Raw genomic sequence first — 16,131 nt, 5'->3', positions numbered from 1 at the left:
CGGCAAGAAATAAGCTAATGAACCCATTCAAAAATTTATTTTCATGAATTTTTCTGCTTGTCGTATTCTTTTTTGTAAAGTCTTATCTGAAAGTTTCGGTACACGTCTGGCTTCGAGTTTTAAAGAACTATTAAGCGTAATTTTGAATCGCCAACGTATAATAATGGTAACAAAAAAAATAATCGCCGCAACCTTTAAGATAAATAAAATAATATCAAACACACTATCGCCTCCTTACTTATGAAGATAACAAATTCAAGTTGCAAGATAAACGATTACGTTTAAATAGTTTAAATTTAACTATTAAGTAAACGAAATTTTTTGATAGTACTTATAACACAAGCTATATAACTTATTAAGGATATAAGTAAACATTCGTGCAGATTTTCGACATTCAGATACTTCAAATGCGTTTAATTGTTACTGAAAAAAATGATGGTAGAATATAATCAAGAGATGCAAACGCATTATATGAAGAAATGGCAACTATCAAGAGGAACATGAACAGCAGGAGGATGGCTTATGATATTATTCAAAAAAGTTCTGTTAAGGGGAGCTATTCCTTTTATCATCATGACAGGAATCTCTTTCCTCATGAAAGCACAAAATCTAGATTCGTTTCAGGTAAGATCCACATTTGTTACGGGATTGATCATAACTGCTGTTGCTGCTGCATCTGTTATCTATGATATAAAGCATTGGTCACTATTAAAACAATCTGTAGTACATTTTATCATCATGTTAGGTACGGTTCTTCCGTGCCTCCTCTTAAGTGGATGGTTTCCCGTTGGAGAAGCTCAAGATATATTAAAGATAGTCGTCATTTTTTTAGTGACAGGTATCGTCTTATGGTTGCTCGCCTATTTTATCATTGTAAAATTTTTCAATGCATCATAAGTTGCTTAAGAAAAGTTTATAGAATTTTCAATACAAAAAAAGTTCTAAAGTCTTGATAACAAAAAAGACTTTAGAAGCTTTTTATAGAATAAGATATTATCAAGAAATAGAAAAAAGCCCGAAAAGACCTGATTAATAGGATTTTTCGGGCACATCAATTCTATTCCCACTCAATAGTTGCTGGTGGCTTGCTCGTAATGTCGTACACGATACGGTTAACATGTGCAACTTCATTTACAATGCGCACAGAGATCTTTTGCAAGACATCCCATGGGATACGTGCAAAATCACTTGTCATACCGTCAATCGAGGTTACAGCACGAATACCGACTGTGTAGTCGTATGTCCGGCCGTCTCCCATAACTCCGACGCTGCGGATTCCTGGCAGAACGGTGAAATATTGCCAAATGTCACGGTCAAGACCTGCTGCTGCAATCTCTTCACGTAAAATAGCATCACTTTCACGCACGATTTCTAGTTTTTCTTCTGTCAGTTCACCAAGGACACGAATACCTAATCCAGGACCTGGGAAAGGTTGACGCCAAACTAAGCTTTCTGGCATACCCAATTCGATGCCTAATTCACGAACTTCATCTTTAAACAGAGTATTTAAAGGTTCGATCAATTTAAACTGCATGTCTTCAGGCAATCCGCCTACGTTGTGATGTGATTTGATCGTTTGAGCCGTATCGGTTCCACTTTCGATCACGTCCGTGTAAAGCGTTCCTTGTGCCAAAAATTCAATGCCTTTTAATTTTGTCGCTTCGTCATCAAAAACATAAATAAATTCATTTCCGATAATTTTACGTTTTTGTTCAGGATCGCTGACACCAGCTAATTTATCCATAAAGCGTTTTTTCGCATCTACACGGATAACATTCAAGCCGAATTTGCCTTCCAAACTATCCATTACTTGGTCGCCTTCATCTTTACGCAACAAGCCGTGGTCAACAAAGATACACGTCAGCTGATCGCCGATCGCTTTTTGCAGTAAAACACCTACAACACTTGAATCGACCCCGCCGGATAAAGCTAGTAAGACTTTTTTATCGCCTACTGTTTCCCGGATTTTTGCAATTTCAATATCAATAAAGTTGCTGATGCTCCATGTTCCTTTACATCCGCAAATGTTAAACGCAAAGTTTTTCAGCATGGCATTGCCTTGTTCTGTATGGCGCACTTCAGGATGAAATTGAACAGCATGGAAGTTTCTTGCTGGATCGAACATCGAAGCAATTGGACAATGAGGGCTGGTTGCTGTAACTGTGAAGCCTTCTGGAACATGTGTCACCAAATCACCATGGCTCATCCAAACGGTTTCTTGTGCTGCTAAAGCTTCAAATACAGGGGCTGCCGAATTAGTGATTTCGATATCCGCTTTTCCGTATTCACGGTTTGAGCTGGCTGCTACTTTTCCGCCTAATGCAGTTGTCATTAATTGCATACCATAACAGATTCCTAAAATGGGTATGCCTAGTTCAAAAATCTTTTGATCAATGGTAAAGGCTCCTTCATCGTAAACGCTCATTGGTCCGCCTGAGAAGATAATTCCTTTTGCATTCATCTTGCTTAGCTCTTCAGCTGTTACTTTGTGAGAAATTAATTCAGAAAACACACCAAATTCACGAATACGTCGTGTAATCAATTGATTGTATTGACTTCCAAAATCAAGCACGATAATTTTTTCAATATTTGTTAAATCAGTAGCCATTGCCACGCAGTTCACCCCATCTAATTTTTTCTACTCTAAAGCAGACTAATCTGTAAATTCTACTAAGCTTTATTGTATCGGCTCTTGTGAAACAGGTCAACACAACGAAAACGCTTTTCTGTCTTTTTTTAATATTTTCGCAACAATAAGTGGTCGATCACATGATTTCCGCTCTTATGCAAGATCAAATCTGCTCGATTGCGCGTTGGTAAAATAAACTCCATCAAGTTGCGCAAATTGACTTTTTTCCAAACTCCTCGGGCCATGGCAAACGCATCTTCCCGATTACCTTGTGCATAAGAATAATAATAGTTATCAGGATCGGTAAAAGCTGTATCTAATAGCACTCCAAATCGTTCTAAATACCATTTTTCAATTTGTGCCGGTTCAGCATCAACGTACATCGAAAAGTCAAAAAAATCACTGATGTAAATTTGCTCATTAGCAGGCAACTGCAAAATATTTATTCCCTCTACTATTAAAATATCCGGCTTGTTCAATACATGAAATTCTCCTTCAACAATGTCGTAAATTTCATGAGAATAAACTGGCGTGGTCACATTTTCCTTGCCATTTTTTACATCTCCTAAAAAAGAAATCAAACGTGGCATATCATAACTTTCTGGAAATCCTTTACGGTCCATGATCTGTTCTTTTTGCAATACCGCATTGGGGTAAAGAAAACCATCGGTTGTGATCATATCCACCGTTTTATTTTTATATACACGAGAAAGCATCGTCTGCAATAAGCGTGCAGTCGTACTTTTTCCTACGGCCACACTTCCTGCTATCCCGATAATATAGGGTTTGCTTATCGTTTTTTTACCCAAAAATTTATTTTTTTGTGCTTGTAGTTGTTCATACTGACGTATATACACATCCAATAGTTGAATGATCGGTACATATACTTCTTCCACATCTTTTATCGAAATTCGGTCATTCAAACCTGTAAGTTCTTCTAATTCTTGATGAGACAACGGTGCGACTGTGTTTTTATTTAACTCTTTCCATTCATTCCGTTCAATAATATGATACGTTGCTGATTCTTTCATCCGGCGAACCTCCAAGTTCTTTCAACTTCGGCATAATTGTACCAAATAATACTTTCTTTTTATAGCCTTTGAATGAAACCTTTTACTAAGCTTTTTCATCTTTAAAGAAACTTAACTAGTCTTTTTTGCTCGATTTAGTGTAATATGGTTTTGTTGGGAGTAGGAGTAGTCTCAACTTTTTTTATGAATTAAGGGTCTCTTTTTATTTTGCGAAGACTCACATCAATAAAAAAGGAGTTTAAATATGAAAGAAAAAAAAGATCTGGTTGAAATTTGGGGAGATGTTGTTGCATTGAATAGTTTGGTAGGGGCTATTCTTATTTCAAGCATTTTGACAATGGGAGCTTTTTTTCTCGCGCCCAGCGGCAATCAAAGCCAACAGCTTTTTTACGGTTTAGCGGGTGCCGTCATTGGTTTTATTATTTCTGCTGTCTTAATAAAACCTAAACGAATAATCGTACTGGATGGCCAGCAGACTAACGAACAAGGAGAATCAGACTAATGGATATCTTCTTATTGTTTCAAATGGTTGTTGCTTCACTATCAGCTGTTGTATTGTATACCTTTATCGGTTTTATTCCTGGAACAGATGAAACTTCCGTTCTTGTACCCGTTTCGTTGGCACTCGTTTTAGCAGGAACAGCTCCGATGATTATTTTGACCTTTTTCATTTCAGCTATCATAACATTAAATTTAACCAATGCCATGCCCACTGCTCTTGTGGGATTGCCGGGCGGAGTTTTATCCAGTCCGATGATTGAACATGCTTTATACTTAAAAAACCAAGGTTTATCCACGATTACAATCAAAAAAATGGCTGCCGGATCTTTGATCGGTACGGTTGTTTCTGTCCCAGTTTCTTTGTTGTTAGCTAACTTGCTAACTCCTTTTGCTACAGTCATTCAACCTTATGCTTCCTTATTATTTGTTATCGGTGCTGTTTTTTTATCTGTGATTGGAAAACACAAATCTTTAGCACTGCTTAGTATCGTGCCATTAGCGTTATTATTCCAAAGTCTGCGTCACCTTTATTGGGGAATGGGTGTAGTTCCAAAAGATACCAATATCACAACTTCTTTTTTCTTAGGTATCACCATCGGACCACTGATCATTTCGCTTATGTCTTTATTAAATAAAGACAATCGGACCAACATGTTGACGGACCAATTAAAAACGATTGCGATTCCAAAAGAATTAAATAAAAAACAACGTTTGAATCCTTTTAAAATTTTATCTAAACAAGAAATAAAATCAGCTTCATTGGTTTCTTTTATTTCGAATTTTTTATTTGTTTTAAGCCCTGTCGGTTTGATTATCTTATTCGGCGAAGCTGTGGCTAATCGAAAAAAAGACCCTGTTGAAAAAGCTTCAACGACTATCACATCAATGAGTGCACTGGCTCATTCAACTTACCTATCAGGTATTATCATTCCATTGATTGCTTTAGGTATTCCATTATCACCAACTGCTATTGGACCAGGAAGTGCTTTATTCAATGCACCGCCTGTTTTCACGGTAACACATAACTTGCACCATCTGTTGAGCCGGGGCGAATTTGTTTGGGCTATTTTAGTAGGCGCAGTGATATCCAGCTTGATTTCTTATGTTATCATTATTCGTTATGCAGGACTCATTTCTCATTTTGTCCTGACCAAAATTCCTCATGAAGCTGTTTTAGGGTTGTTCATTTCATTTATCCTACTATTAGCCTACATGGACGCTGGTTTAATCAATATCTTCGGTGTTTTATTGATTGGGATCATCTGCGGGACACTAAATAAAATGGGAGTTAATTACGGGATTCAGTTTATGACTCTCTACGCTGCTCCTTGGATCGTTGAAAAGTTGGCCGCTTTATAAAAAGAACAAAGCTGAAAGGATAGAAAGCTCGTTTAATCAGCTTTTCCCTTTCCTTTGATGGCCTTCTTGTTTATTATAAAAAAGATGAATAAAAAAGGAGTAATTTCATGAAAGCAACAGGTACAGCAAATGGAAAAATTATTTTGATGGGAGAACATTCCGTTGTTTATGGCGAGCCTGCTGTGGCCATACCTTTTCCTGCTACTTCAATTGAAACAACGATTAAAAAAATAACTGGTCCTGTGACACTGGATTGTTTTTTCTATCATGGCCCATTTTCTCAGGCACCAGAACGATTATTGAATGTAACAACCGTTATTATGAAGACACTTGAAAAACTGCAACAACCACTTGAAAACTTTAGTATTACGATTAAAAGTACTATCCCGGCGGAACGAGGAATGGGTTCTAGTGCTGCTGTTGCTGCTGCAACTATCCGTGCGCTTTTTAATTATTTTAAAAAAGAGTTGACCACTGCTTGTTTAATGGAATTGACCGATATCTCTGAAAAGATTGCTCATGGAAATCCCAGCGGTTTAGACACGGCTATGACGAGCAGCCAATCCCCTCTTTTTTTCATTAAGGGACAGCCGATTATTCCTTTTTCGTTAAACGTATCTGCTTATTTAGTCGTAGCCGATACAGGAGTTACCGGCCAAACTAAAGAAGCCATAAATAGTATCGCTCTTTTATCTCAACGCTCTCCTGAAAAAACAACAGTTGGCATCCATACTCTTGGCAAACTAACGCGACAAGCAAAATTAGCCATTGAACAGAACCGGCCGGCTGATTTAGGTGTTTATATGAATGAAGCGCACCATCTTTTGGATTTTTTAGGCGTGAGCAATAAAGAGTTAAATCAGCTTGTTGCTGCAGCTTTAGCAACTGATGCTTTAGGCGCTAAGCTGACCGGCGGCGGACGCGGCGGATGTATGATTGCTTTGGCCGATAATAAAACAAGTGCTGACCGTATTTCTGCTGCTTTATTAAAAGCCGGAGCAGTGAATACATGGATTCACAAAATGGGAGAGGACTAATGGAATGACTGAAAAAAAAGTACGAGCTTACACCAATATTGCTCTGATCAAATACTGGGGCAAACGTAATGAAGAATTGATTTTACCGACAAGTAGCAGCCTGTCTTTGACGCTGGATGCTTTTTACACAGAAACTTCTGTTTCTTTTAACGCTGACGTTGATCAAGACACATTTTATTTAAATGATCACTTACAGGATACAGCAGCTACTCAAAAAGTCAGCCGTTTTTTACAGCTCTTTAGAGAACCAGCTGGCATTTCATCTCCGGCTTTGATTAAAAGTACAAACTTTGTACCAACAGCTGCTGGGCTTGCTTCTTCTGCTTCAGGTATGGCTGCCTTAGCAGGAGCAGCTAATCTAGCGAGCGGCTTAGATTTAAACCCGCGCGACTTATCTTTAATTGCACGACGCGGTTCTGGTTCAGCTACCCGCAGTATATACGGCGGCTTTGTTGAATGGCAGATGGGAACTACTTCTGCAGATTCTTATGCTGTTCCTATCGATGATGCCTGTTGGGATATTGGCATGGTGGTTGTAGTTGTCAACCATCACGAGAAGTCCGTATCCAGCCGTGAAGGAATGAAAAACACGGTAGCTACTTCTCCTTTTTATGCCGGTTGGCTAGAAAGCACAGCCAAGGATCTGATCGAAATAAAAGAAGCTATCCGTTCGCAAGACTTCCAAAAATTAGGCGAAATAACAGAAAGCAATGGGATGAAAATGCATGGAACCATGTTAGGTGCTAACCCGCCGCTTTCTTATTGGGAGCCAGACAGTGTTGTTGCCATGCAGTTAGTACGCCAATTGCGAAAAGAAGGTATTCCTTGTTATTTCACAATGGATGCAGGACCAAATGTGAAAGTCTTATGCCGTTTATCAGATAGTGCTAAAATTAAAACGAGATTTGCAGAAGTTTTTCAAAACGATCAATTGATTGTTGCTAAACCCGGTCCGGGATTACAAGTACTAACAAGCAATTGACACTGTAGTTTATAAGGAGGAAATATTGAATGATTGAAGTTTCAGCACCTGGAAAATTGTACATTGCAGGTGAATATGCAGTTGTGGAGCCTGGTCATCCTGCTATTTTAGTAGCGGTTGATCAATTCATCACTGTCTCGCTTGAAAAAACAGAAGATATGGGCAGTATCACTTCTTTTCAGTATGGCAACTTGCCGATTTTGTGGAAAAGACACAATGATCAACTTGTTCTTGATAAACGGGAAAACCCGTTTCATTATATTTTAGCGGCTATCAACGTAACTGAAAGTTATGCTAAAGAAGTCAATAAACAACTTGATTTTTTCAATTTGACGATTGAAAGCGAACTGGACAGTTCGAATGGCCGAAAATACGGCTTAGGTTCCAGTGCCGCCGTAACTGTTGCAACAGTTCGGGCCTTGTGCCAGTTTTACGAATTAGAAAACACGGATGAGCTGGTATTCAAATTAGCCGCTTTAGCGCATCTTTCCGTTAAAAGCAACGGCTCGTGCGGTGATGTGGCTGCCAGCGTTTATGGCGGCTGGTTAGCCTTTACTACTTTTGATCGTGATTGGGTAGCTGCTCAACAAGAAAAAGAACAATCAGTCAAAGAACTAGTGGAAATGGAATGGCCTTATCTTTCCATTACTCCGTTGACTCCTCCAGCTGATTTGCGTCTAGTGATCGGGTGGACTGGTTCACCGGCTTCCACTTCTCATTTAGTCGATGAAGTAACGAGTCAAAGAAGTCGAGACCAACAAGCTTATACGACTTTTTTAAAAGAAAGTTCTGCTTGTGTGAATCGAATGATCCAAGCTTTTCAAGAAAAAGACATCAAATCGATTCAACAACAAATACGACAAAACCGAAAACTATTAGTTAATATGAGCCAAGCTACAGGAGTTAGTATAGAGACACCGGCTTTATCCCAATTGTGTGAAGTTGCTGAAGCTTATCGTGGTGCTGCAAAATCTTCTGGAGCAGGCGGCGGCGACTGTGGAATCGTCTTATTTGACCGCAAAGAAGGTTTACTGCCTTTAATGACCGCATGGGAAGAGAAAGGGATTACCAATCTCCCTCTACATGTTTATCATAAAAGCTGAAAGAGATGACCACTTTTGAAAGAAAATTAGGAAACGACTTAGAAATGTTTCATTTCTAAAGGCGGTTGTCTATTTTCCGAAGGAGTATCTCTTGAAGCTAGCCGATAATAAAAGCTGAAAGAGATGTTCACTCCTGAATGAACGAAGTAATGTAAACTACTTATATGAAAGGAAGGATAAGAATGAATCCTGCAAATAATCGAAAAAACGAACACGTTTCATTAGCGATGAAATTTTCTCAGGAATCTTCATCGTCTGATTTTGACGCACTGCATTATGTTCACCATTCATTTCCACAAATGGCTGTCAAGGATGCAGATTGTTCAACTTCGTTTGCTGATTTCCAAATGGAATTTCCTTTTTATATCAATGCAATGACGGGCGGCAGCGAGTGGACTAAAAAAATCAACCACAAATTAGCCTTAGTTGCTCGCGAAACAGGCATCGCAATGGCATCTGGTTCTGTTAGTGCTGCTTTAAAAGATGCTACAGTAGCAGATAGCTTTACAGTTATCCGTGAAGTTAATCCATCGGGTCTTGTTTTTGCTAATCTAGGTATTGGCCAGACAGTGGAAAATGCTAAAAGAGCTGTTGAGTTGTTACAAGCTGATGCTCTACAACTGCATATCAATGCCCCGCAAGAATTGATCATGCCAGAAGGAGATCGCGATTTTACAAATTGGCTGTCACAACTGACTCGTATTACTGAAGCAGTGGATGTGCCCGTTATTGCCAAAGAAGTTGGTTATGGAATGAGCCGAGAAACGATCGATTTACTCTTATCTGCCGGAGCAAAAACTATTGATATTAGCGGTATGGGCGGAACGAACTTCGCGAAAATCGAGAATTATCGCCGAAAAAGCAATAAGTTAGATTATTTGGAAGATTGGGGACAATCCACCGTTATTTCTTTATTAGAAGCCCATCCCTATTTATCTTCTATCGATTTCTTAGCTTCTGGCGGAATCCGTCATCCTTTAGATATAATCAAATCCCTTTCTTTAGGGGCAAAGTCCGTTGGGATTTCTGGATTACTTTTACATTTAATCATCAAAGATGGTGTCGATGAAACCATTCGTCAAGTAAATGATTGGAAAGAAAATCTCAAAACAATCATGACCTTACTCGGAAAAAAAACACTGCAAGACTTGCAGCAGACTGATTTGATTTTAACAGGTAATGTAAAAGATTGGTGCCAAGCCCGCGAGATAGACTCGGAGTATTTTGCTTCTCGTTCAACGCGTGTTTAAAAAGACTAACTAAAATAAAAAATGAGCACCGATTTTAGTTCAATAATCGGTGCTCATTTTTTATTTATAAACAAGAGCTAAACTATTCTGTTGCTAGTTCTTCAAAAAAGTTTTTTTTAGCTTTTTCTTCTTTTGGTTTTAACATACTCCAAACTTCTCCAGTATCTTGAAAGCCTAGACGATGATATAGACTGCCAGCTTTAGGGTCATGATAAAATAAACAAGCTTTCTTTCCTTTTGCTAGGCATACTTGGGCAAGCGAAGCTACCACAGCTGAAGCGTATCCCTTTCCTCGCTCAGTTTCTACTGTACCTACCCCAATAATCATACCGGCTGCTGCACTCTCTACAGCCAATCTTCCAGCAGAAACAATTTCTCCTGATTCATTTTTAATCACATGTATCAAGACGGTTTCATTATTTAACATGTCAGATAATGTCATTTCCGATTCGCTTTCTTTTTTAAAGCACGCTTTTTGCAAGGTCAAATAGGATGAAATATCTTCTTTTTTTAATTTTTCCACAGAATAAATGGCATCAGCTTCTGTTGTTAACTCTGAACAGATAGATAAATCAGTCTCCGTTGCTTCTAAATCAGGGAAATAGTCAATGTACTGATCAATCGTTGATTTTTCTCCACTGATTACTCGTACTTCCTCTAAACTTTGAAGCAACGGTAAAAAAGTTTCAAAATCAGTAAATTGTGTACCATGAACAGGAATCGCATTTTCTTTATAACGCAATAGAACACCCGTGATTTGCTCTTCTTCGTCAGTATAAGCCCAAACGTCTTGATCCAGTGAATCAAATCCATATGTTTCAATATCGCCAATAACAAACAAATTCAATATCGGGTCTGTAGACAAAAAATCAAGTACTAATTCTCGGTGGCTTTCAGTACATTTATAAATCAATATTACCCCTCCAATTAAAATTCTGCTTTTTACTTAAAATACCTATGCTTCCCAAGGAGCAGCATAAGAAATAGCATTGGCAAATCGTTCGTTAAACTCACGATTGATAATTCGCTTTTCACGCCGCTTCTGATATCCTTCACAGACTAAACGTTCTTCTTCCGTTGTGGGTTCAACTAATGGGACAATGACATCCCCCTGTTCTTTAGTCTTGGTAGAAACAAATGTACTAAAGCTCGTAGCCGCTAAATAGCGTTTACCGGTCATTAAATCTTCTCCCATGATTTTGCAAAAAACTTCCATAGATGATTTTCCAACTCCTGAAACATAACTTTCAATACAAACAGAATGATTGCTGTAAATAGGATGTAAAAAATCTAATGAATCCATAGAAGCCGTCACGGTTACGCCTCGTGAATGCCGGGCAGCTGAAATAGACGCTGTATTGTCGATCAAACTCATCAAATTTCCCCCGAATAAGGTTTGATGATGATTTAAATCAGATGGTAGGACTCGATGGGTCTGAACTACTCTTGATTCAATGCATCTTTTTATTTTACGTTCTTTTGATTCAGTCATGCTTTTCTTCCCCTGCCTATTCTCAATGATTATTTTTCCATAACTGATTATACCATGTTTCTTAGTTGAAAGAGAGATAAGCCACCGCGAGACATTAGAGATAAAACAATTAAACGTCCCTTATTAAAAAAAATAAACCATCAATGTAATACTCAATACGCCAAAGACCATTGACCAAAATAAATTTTTTGTATAGTAGGCAAAAATAAAAACAACTAATGAAGGCAATAATTTAACATTGATTAATGGATTTGGATTTAAACGGCCTTCCCAAAAGAAAACATCTGAAAAAATCAAAGCCGCAAAAATAGAGACAGGAATAAAAGACATCCATTTTGCCAGTTTTTCTGGAATTGTTCGTTTGCTTAACACCAACATTGGAAGCATACGAGGCAAATAAGTCACAATAGCCATACCAATAATCAGCAGCCATAGGTTTTGTGTCACTTTATCCATTCACCGCCTTTAATTTTCTTTTTAGCTAAATAGTCTTCAATAAAATAACCAACAAAAGAAGCTAAAATAGCTGCAATAACAAGTGCAATATTATGCTTTAACAAAAGCATCAAAATGACGGATAGTACGCCAGAAAACAAACCGACAAAGACCACTACCTTGGAAACAAACTGACTGACTAATAAATAAATAAACATCGAAATTAAAATATAATTCATGATAACGGTGTTAACAACCAGTGCACTGCCAAGTACTCCGCCTATAGCGGTGCTGATACACCATGTCAGATAAGCTAGCAAATTAGCAGCCAATGCTTTTTGTTCTGACCACTCATGGTTCTGAAATTGATTATAATTTACTGCGTAAGCTTCGTCGGCTAATGTGTGACTAAAAAGCAGGATAAATGGAATAGAGCTTTTCTTGACACGATTGGACATGCTTGAGCTCATCAATGAATGGCGTAAGTTTAAGAAAAAAACCATTATAATGATTGCCGGCGTCGTAGCTCCCATAGCCACCATTGAAGCTGCCATAAATTGGCTGGCCCCAGCAAAAACCAATAAACTCATTAGTAAAATAGCTAGTGTACTAAACCCAGCATCATGCAGCAGCATACCGCAAGCTAAACCTAAAGGTATATAGCCAAGCAAGACAGGATATATTACTTTAAACCCTGCTCGCCAATCTTGTACTTTCATATGTACACTCCTTTCAAACTAAAACTGTAAAAATAAGTATAGCATGCTTCACACTGCTTTTTCATTCTAATTTCATTGTTCTATTAACAAAATAAATTGTCTTAATAAAACGATTCAGTATAATAAGAGTAACCATTACTTTTTGAAAGCGGGAGTTTTATGTTAAAAAGAGTTGTCTACAGCAGTTTTTTTATCAGTATTTTTTATTTTCTCGGTTATTTCTTTTCTTCAGGACTAAGAGCATTGATTTCTAATGGAGGTTTCTGGTCTTATTTACACGTTTTAATGAGCAGTATTTTAGTTCTAGGGGTTTTCATTATTGTCGTGTTGTTCTTTCGCTATTTATTTGCAGATCCGGAACAAAATCAAAAAAAATAAACCAGAGATAAATAGAATTTTTTTCTAATTTGTCTCTGATTTATTTTTCAGTGTCTTTGATTGGTTCTCCTTGTTGAACAAAACCATTGCCGTGGGGAAAATTAAAGTGCTTCATTCAAAAAATGGACAAGTTTAAGTTATTTCCTTCAAAATGGTCCCCTTTTGAAGGAAAATAGACAAGTCTGAACCATTTTATCTCTGTTTGTCCAAAACTGAATCAAAACGGACGAATCGTTAGAAAGTAACCATCGATTCGTCCGTTTTCAACTTGAAATAGACAAACTAAAGAGTTTTTCTTTATATTTGTCCAATGCAAAACACAAAAATACTTTTTATGGTGTTACAACACTTTATTGCTAAAATAAGCTAATTCAACGTTCCCTTAAACAGCCTTTTACCTATTTTAGTCTGTAATCACTTCATGAATCAATGGCAGCGGCTGAGCGTCATCCGATATCGTGATACTGTTTTTGATTTTAGCTTCTACGGCTGAATTATCTGTTTGGTTACTGTGAATCGTTACCAAGGACTCGCCTTGTTTGACTGCATCGCCAACTTTTTTATTCAACATTAACCCAACGGCTAAATCAATTTTACTTTCTTTAGTTGCCCGTCCCGCACCTAACATCATGGCAGCTATGCCTAATTCATCAGCTACGATTCCAGAAACTACCCCATCTCTTGCTGCTTTCACTTCTATTTGATAGGCTGCTTGCGGCAGTTGTTCCGGATAATCGATTACGGCAGTATCTCCGCCTTGGGAAGCTGCAAAGACTTTAAATTTTTCTAAGGCTTTTCCATTATGCAAGTTTTCTTCCAATAAATCTCTGGCTTCTGCCAAGTCATTACCGATTCCAGCCAAATGGACCATCTGACTGCCTAATGTTAAACAAAGTTCTACTAAATCAGCAGGCCCATGTCCGTTTAATGTATCAATAGCTTCTTTAACTTCTAAGGCATTGCCGATAGCGTATCCTAAGGGCTGGCTCATATCAGAAATAACAGCCATAGTATTACGGCCTACCATATTGCCGATTTTCACCATGGCATGTGCTAATTCACGAGCATCTTCGTCATTTTTCATAAAGGCTCCTGCCCCGGTCTTCACATCTAAAACAATGGCATCTGCCCCGGCAGCAATTTTTTTGCTCATAATGGAACTGGCTATTAAAGGAATAGATTCAACAGTTCCAGTGACATCGCGTAAAGCATATAATTTTTTGTCTGCTGGTGTTAAATTGCCCGATTGTCCCACAACTGCGACTTTATTTTTATTGACTAATTCGATAAAATCTTCTTGCGACAATTCAACATGGAAACCTGGAATGGCTTCTAATTTATCAATGGTTCCGCCAGTATGTCCCAAACCGCGTCCGCTCATTTTTGCAATAGGAACCCCTAAACTCGCCACTAATGGAGCCAAAACTAAAGTTGTGGTATCTCCTACTCCTCCAGTAGAATGTTTATCTACTTTCACACCATGAATAGCCGATAAATCAATCGTTTCTCCTGATTCTACCATGCTCATGGTTAAATCACTGCGTTCTTGGTCATTCATACCTTTAAAGTAAATCGCCATCAACATGGCACTCATTTGATAATCCGGTATTTCCCCAGTAGTAAATCCTTGAACCATAAATTTAATTTCTTCTGTTTTCAAAGCTTCTCCATGTTGTTTTTTGGCAATTAAATCAACTATACGCATATCTTCTAATCTCCTTTACGTTCGCTATTGTTTCATTTTAACATACCTTTGACTGATAACGGTTTCATTAATCAAAAATTTAGAATTCTCATCTGTCCCTATTCTAGCTGCTTCAAGGTTTTTATTATCGAGCTGACACTTCTTCGATTCCATTTTCATGGCCAATGATCACAGTATTCACTTGGTCCAAAAATAAACCATGCTCTACCACACCGGTTAAACCATCTAGCCATGCAGCTAGCTTTTGCGGATGTTCGATTACCTTTAAATGCAAATCAATAATGTAGTGTCCCCCATCCGTCACATACGGCTGCCCCTCATTCCCTAAACGAAGCTGAGGGTGATAGCCTTTTGCTTCAAATAAGCGAATCAATTGTTGATGACCAAAAGAAACTACTTCAACGGGCAGTGGGAATTCCCCTAGTTTTTGTACCATTTTACTGTCATCTACGATCCAAATGACTTGTTTTGAATGATCGGCTACCATTTTTTCAAAGAGCAGTGCACCGCCGCCTCCTTTAATGCCTTGGAAATCTTTACTGATTTCATCTGCGCCATCAATGGTCAAATCGATTTGCATCACATCATTTAGGTCGGCTAAAGGTATACCGACTGCTTCTGCTTGTGCTTTTGTTCGTGAGGAGGTGGTCACTCCCACTATCCGTAATCCTGCTCTCACCCGTCTGCCAAGAGCTTCGACTAAATAATAAGCAGTTGAACCTGTTCCTAGTCCTACGATCATACCGTCTTCCACGTATTCTGCTGCTTTTTCTCCAACCATTTGTTTGCTGTTCATCCTGCTCTCGCTCCTTTTATCTTTTTTCACCTGTTTTAGTGATAACCTGTTATTTTAAGCAGCATAGACTAACTCAAATTGAATACAAACGACTTCTATTTTTGTAGAAAAAGAGTGTTGGTTTGCTTTGCATTGCTGCTGAAAATAGAGTTGGTAAAACTCACGCCATGTTGACAAAGTACGGTCGCCTTCCCCTTCTTCATACGCGATCTCGTCTGTGACTTCATCGAAAGGGATGATCCTGACTTTTAATATTTGGACGACTCCGATCGCTTGATGACGTCCATCCAAAATAATGGCATAGTCTCCTTTTGTGGGTATGGATTTTTTTTCTTCTTGGTATTCCAATAATAGTGTTGTTTTTGCCGTTTTCAACCCTTCCAATACTAATGCAGCAGATTTGTTAGCTGCTGATTCAGTCTGGCCGAATGTTAAAAATTCATAATGATCTGGTAAGTTGGGATTCTGAAGTTTAAAGTTTCCCCATAACTCTTCTACCGATTCGTTTATCATTGTTCCACCCTTACTTCTCTCAATATTTTCAACTCATTGTTTTCAAATGATTTAAAAGTGTTTTTTATCTTTTTTTCTGATTAAAATAACGTACTTAATCAACTAACCGTCAAGAGCTATTGTACCATAATCTACTATTTTTTGTGTAAAAACAAGTATTTTAAACAGAATCTTCCTTTAGCTGATCAATCATAAAAAATA

At 38.1% G+C, this 16,131-nt stretch carries 18 protein-coding genes; 8 read left to right on the top strand and 10 right to left on the bottom strand.

Annotated features, from left to right (window positions below; genetic code table 11):
* Nucleotides 1-27 precede the first annotated feature (27 nt).
* Nucleotides 28-222, bottom strand: coding sequence for a hypothetical protein (locus BR87_RS10705; RefSeq protein WP_035032001.1), 195 nt, complete (start codon nt 220-222; stop codon nt 28-30).
* 300 nt (nt 223-522) lie between these two features.
* Here BR87_RS10705 and BR87_RS10700 point away from each other — a divergent pair, with 300 nt between their 5' ends.
* Nucleotides 523-897: a DUF3021 family protein gene (locus BR87_RS10700; protein WP_211249988.1), complete on the top strand. Its 375-nt coding sequence runs from the start codon at nt 523-525 to the stop codon at nt 895-897.
* A gap of 160 nt (nt 898-1,057) precedes the next feature.
* Here the strand turns inward: BR87_RS10700 and guaA are convergent, their stop codons facing one another.
* Both guaA and coaA read right to left on the bottom strand, forming a co-directional pair.
* Nucleotides 1,058-2,608: a glutamine-hydrolyzing GMP synthase gene (guaA, locus tag BR87_RS10695; protein WP_035033180.1), complete on the bottom strand. Its 1,551-nt coding sequence runs from the start codon at nt 2,606-2,608 to the stop codon at nt 1,058-1,060.
* 128 nt (nt 2,609-2,736) lie between these two features.
* Nucleotides 2,737-3,660, bottom strand: coding sequence for a type I pantothenate kinase (coaA, locus tag BR87_RS10690; protein WP_035031998.1), 924 nt, complete (start codon nt 3,658-3,660; stop codon nt 2,737-2,739).
* 244 nt (nt 3,661-3,904) lie between these two features.
* Here coaA and BR87_RS10685 point away from each other — a divergent pair, with 244 nt between their 5' ends.
* From BR87_RS10685 to fni, 6 genes are all read left to right on the top strand, one after another.
* Nucleotides 3,905-4,162: a hypothetical protein gene (locus BR87_RS10685; protein ID WP_035031995.1), complete on the top strand. Its 258-nt coding sequence runs from the start codon at nt 3,905-3,907 to the stop codon at nt 4,160-4,162.
* On the top strand, nt 4,162-5,520 hold the full coding sequence (locus BR87_RS10680) for a tripartite tricarboxylate transporter permease (protein ID WP_035031992.1): 1,359 nt from the start codon (nt 4,162-4,164) through the stop codon (nt 5,518-5,520). The genes BR87_RS10685 and BR87_RS10680 overlap by 1 nt, the downstream gene beginning before the upstream one ends.
* A 107-nt stretch (nt 5,521-5,627) precedes the next feature.
* Nucleotides 5,628-6,557, top strand: coding sequence for a mevalonate kinase (gene mvk / locus BR87_RS10675; RefSeq protein ID WP_035031989.1), 930 nt, complete (start codon nt 5,628-5,630; stop codon nt 6,555-6,557).
* 4 nt (nt 6,558-6,561) lie between these two features.
* A complete protein-coding gene (gene mvaD / locus BR87_RS10670; protein WP_035031987.1) occupies nt 6,562-7,539 on the top strand; it encodes a diphosphomevalonate decarboxylase in 978 nt (325 codons plus the stop codon).
* Nucleotides 7,540-7,568: 29 nt separating this feature from the next.
* Nucleotides 7,569-8,642, top strand: coding sequence for a phosphomevalonate kinase (locus BR87_RS10665; RefSeq protein ID WP_035031984.1), 1,074 nt, complete (start codon nt 7,569-7,571; stop codon nt 8,640-8,642).
* A gap of 182 nt (nt 8,643-8,824) precedes the next feature.
* Nucleotides 8,825-9,892: a type 2 isopentenyl-diphosphate Delta-isomerase gene (gene fni, locus BR87_RS10660; RefSeq protein WP_035031981.1), complete on the top strand. Its 1,068-nt coding sequence runs from the start codon at nt 8,825-8,827 to the stop codon at nt 9,890-9,892.
* An 82-nt stretch (nt 9,893-9,974) separates the two neighbouring features.
* Here fni and BR87_RS10655 read toward each other — a convergent pair whose 3' ends face one another.
* From BR87_RS10655 to BR87_RS10640, 4 genes are all read right to left on the bottom strand, one after another.
* Nucleotides 9,975-10,805 carry a GNAT family N-acetyltransferase gene (locus BR87_RS10655; protein WP_051929834.1) on the bottom strand — a complete coding sequence of 277 codons (831 nt, stop codon included), beginning with the start codon at nt 10,803-10,805 and terminating at the stop codon, nt 9,975-9,977.
* A 42-nt stretch (nt 10,806-10,847) separates the two neighbouring features.
* Complete coding sequence (locus BR87_RS10650; RefSeq protein WP_035031978.1) at nt 10,848-11,384, bottom strand: acyl-CoA thioesterase; 537 nt, start codon at nt 11,382-11,384, stop codon at nt 10,848-10,850.
* 123 nt (nt 11,385-11,507) lie between these two features.
* Complete coding sequence (locus BR87_RS10645) at nt 11,508-11,840, bottom strand: AzlD domain-containing protein (RefSeq protein WP_035031975.1); 333 nt, start codon at nt 11,838-11,840, stop codon at nt 11,508-11,510.
* Nucleotides 11,828-12,538, bottom strand: a complete 711-nt coding sequence (locus tag BR87_RS10640; RefSeq protein WP_035031972.1) for an AzlC family ABC transporter permease — start codon at nt 12,536-12,538, stop codon at nt 11,828-11,830. The genes BR87_RS10645 and BR87_RS10640 overlap by 13 nt, the downstream gene beginning before the upstream one ends.
* Before the next feature lie 159 nt (nt 12,539-12,697).
* Here BR87_RS10640 and BR87_RS10635 point away from each other — a divergent pair, with 159 nt between their 5' ends.
* Nucleotides 12,698-12,916 (top strand): hypothetical protein, encoded by a 219-nt coding sequence (locus BR87_RS10635; RefSeq protein ID WP_035031970.1) that lies wholly within the window; start codon nt 12,698-12,700, stop codon nt 12,914-12,916.
* Between the two features lie 403 nt (nt 12,917-13,319).
* Here the strand turns inward: BR87_RS10635 and BR87_RS10630 are convergent, their stop codons facing one another.
* The 3 genes from BR87_RS10630 to BR87_RS10620 all read right to left on the bottom strand — a co-directional run bounded on the left by BR87_RS10630 (nt 13,320) and on the right by BR87_RS10620 (nt 15,930).
* Nucleotides 13,320-14,621 (bottom strand): pyrimidine-nucleoside phosphorylase, encoded by a 1,302-nt coding sequence (locus BR87_RS10630; protein ID WP_035031967.1) that lies wholly within the window; start codon nt 14,619-14,621, stop codon nt 13,320-13,322.
* Nucleotides 14,622-14,745: 124 nt separating this feature from the next.
* Nucleotides 14,746-15,417, bottom strand: coding sequence for a ribose-5-phosphate isomerase RpiA (rpiA, locus tag BR87_RS10625; RefSeq protein WP_035031964.1), 672 nt, complete (start codon nt 15,415-15,417; stop codon nt 14,746-14,748).
* Nucleotides 15,418-15,471: 54 nt separating this feature from the next.
* Nucleotides 15,472-15,930, bottom strand: coding sequence for an ASCH domain-containing protein (locus tag BR87_RS10620; RefSeq protein WP_035031962.1), 459 nt, complete (start codon nt 15,928-15,930; stop codon nt 15,472-15,474).
* Nucleotides 15,931-16,131 lie beyond the last annotated feature (201 nt).

The sequence above is a fragment of the Carnobacterium mobile DSM 4848 genome (genome assembly GCF_000744825.1).
Lineage (GTDB): Bacteria > Bacillota > Bacilli > Lactobacillales > Carnobacteriaceae > Carnobacterium_A > Carnobacterium_A mobile.
The sequence above is the reverse complement of the archived record's forward strand: the minus strand, read 5'-3'. Positions and strand labels throughout refer to the sequence as shown.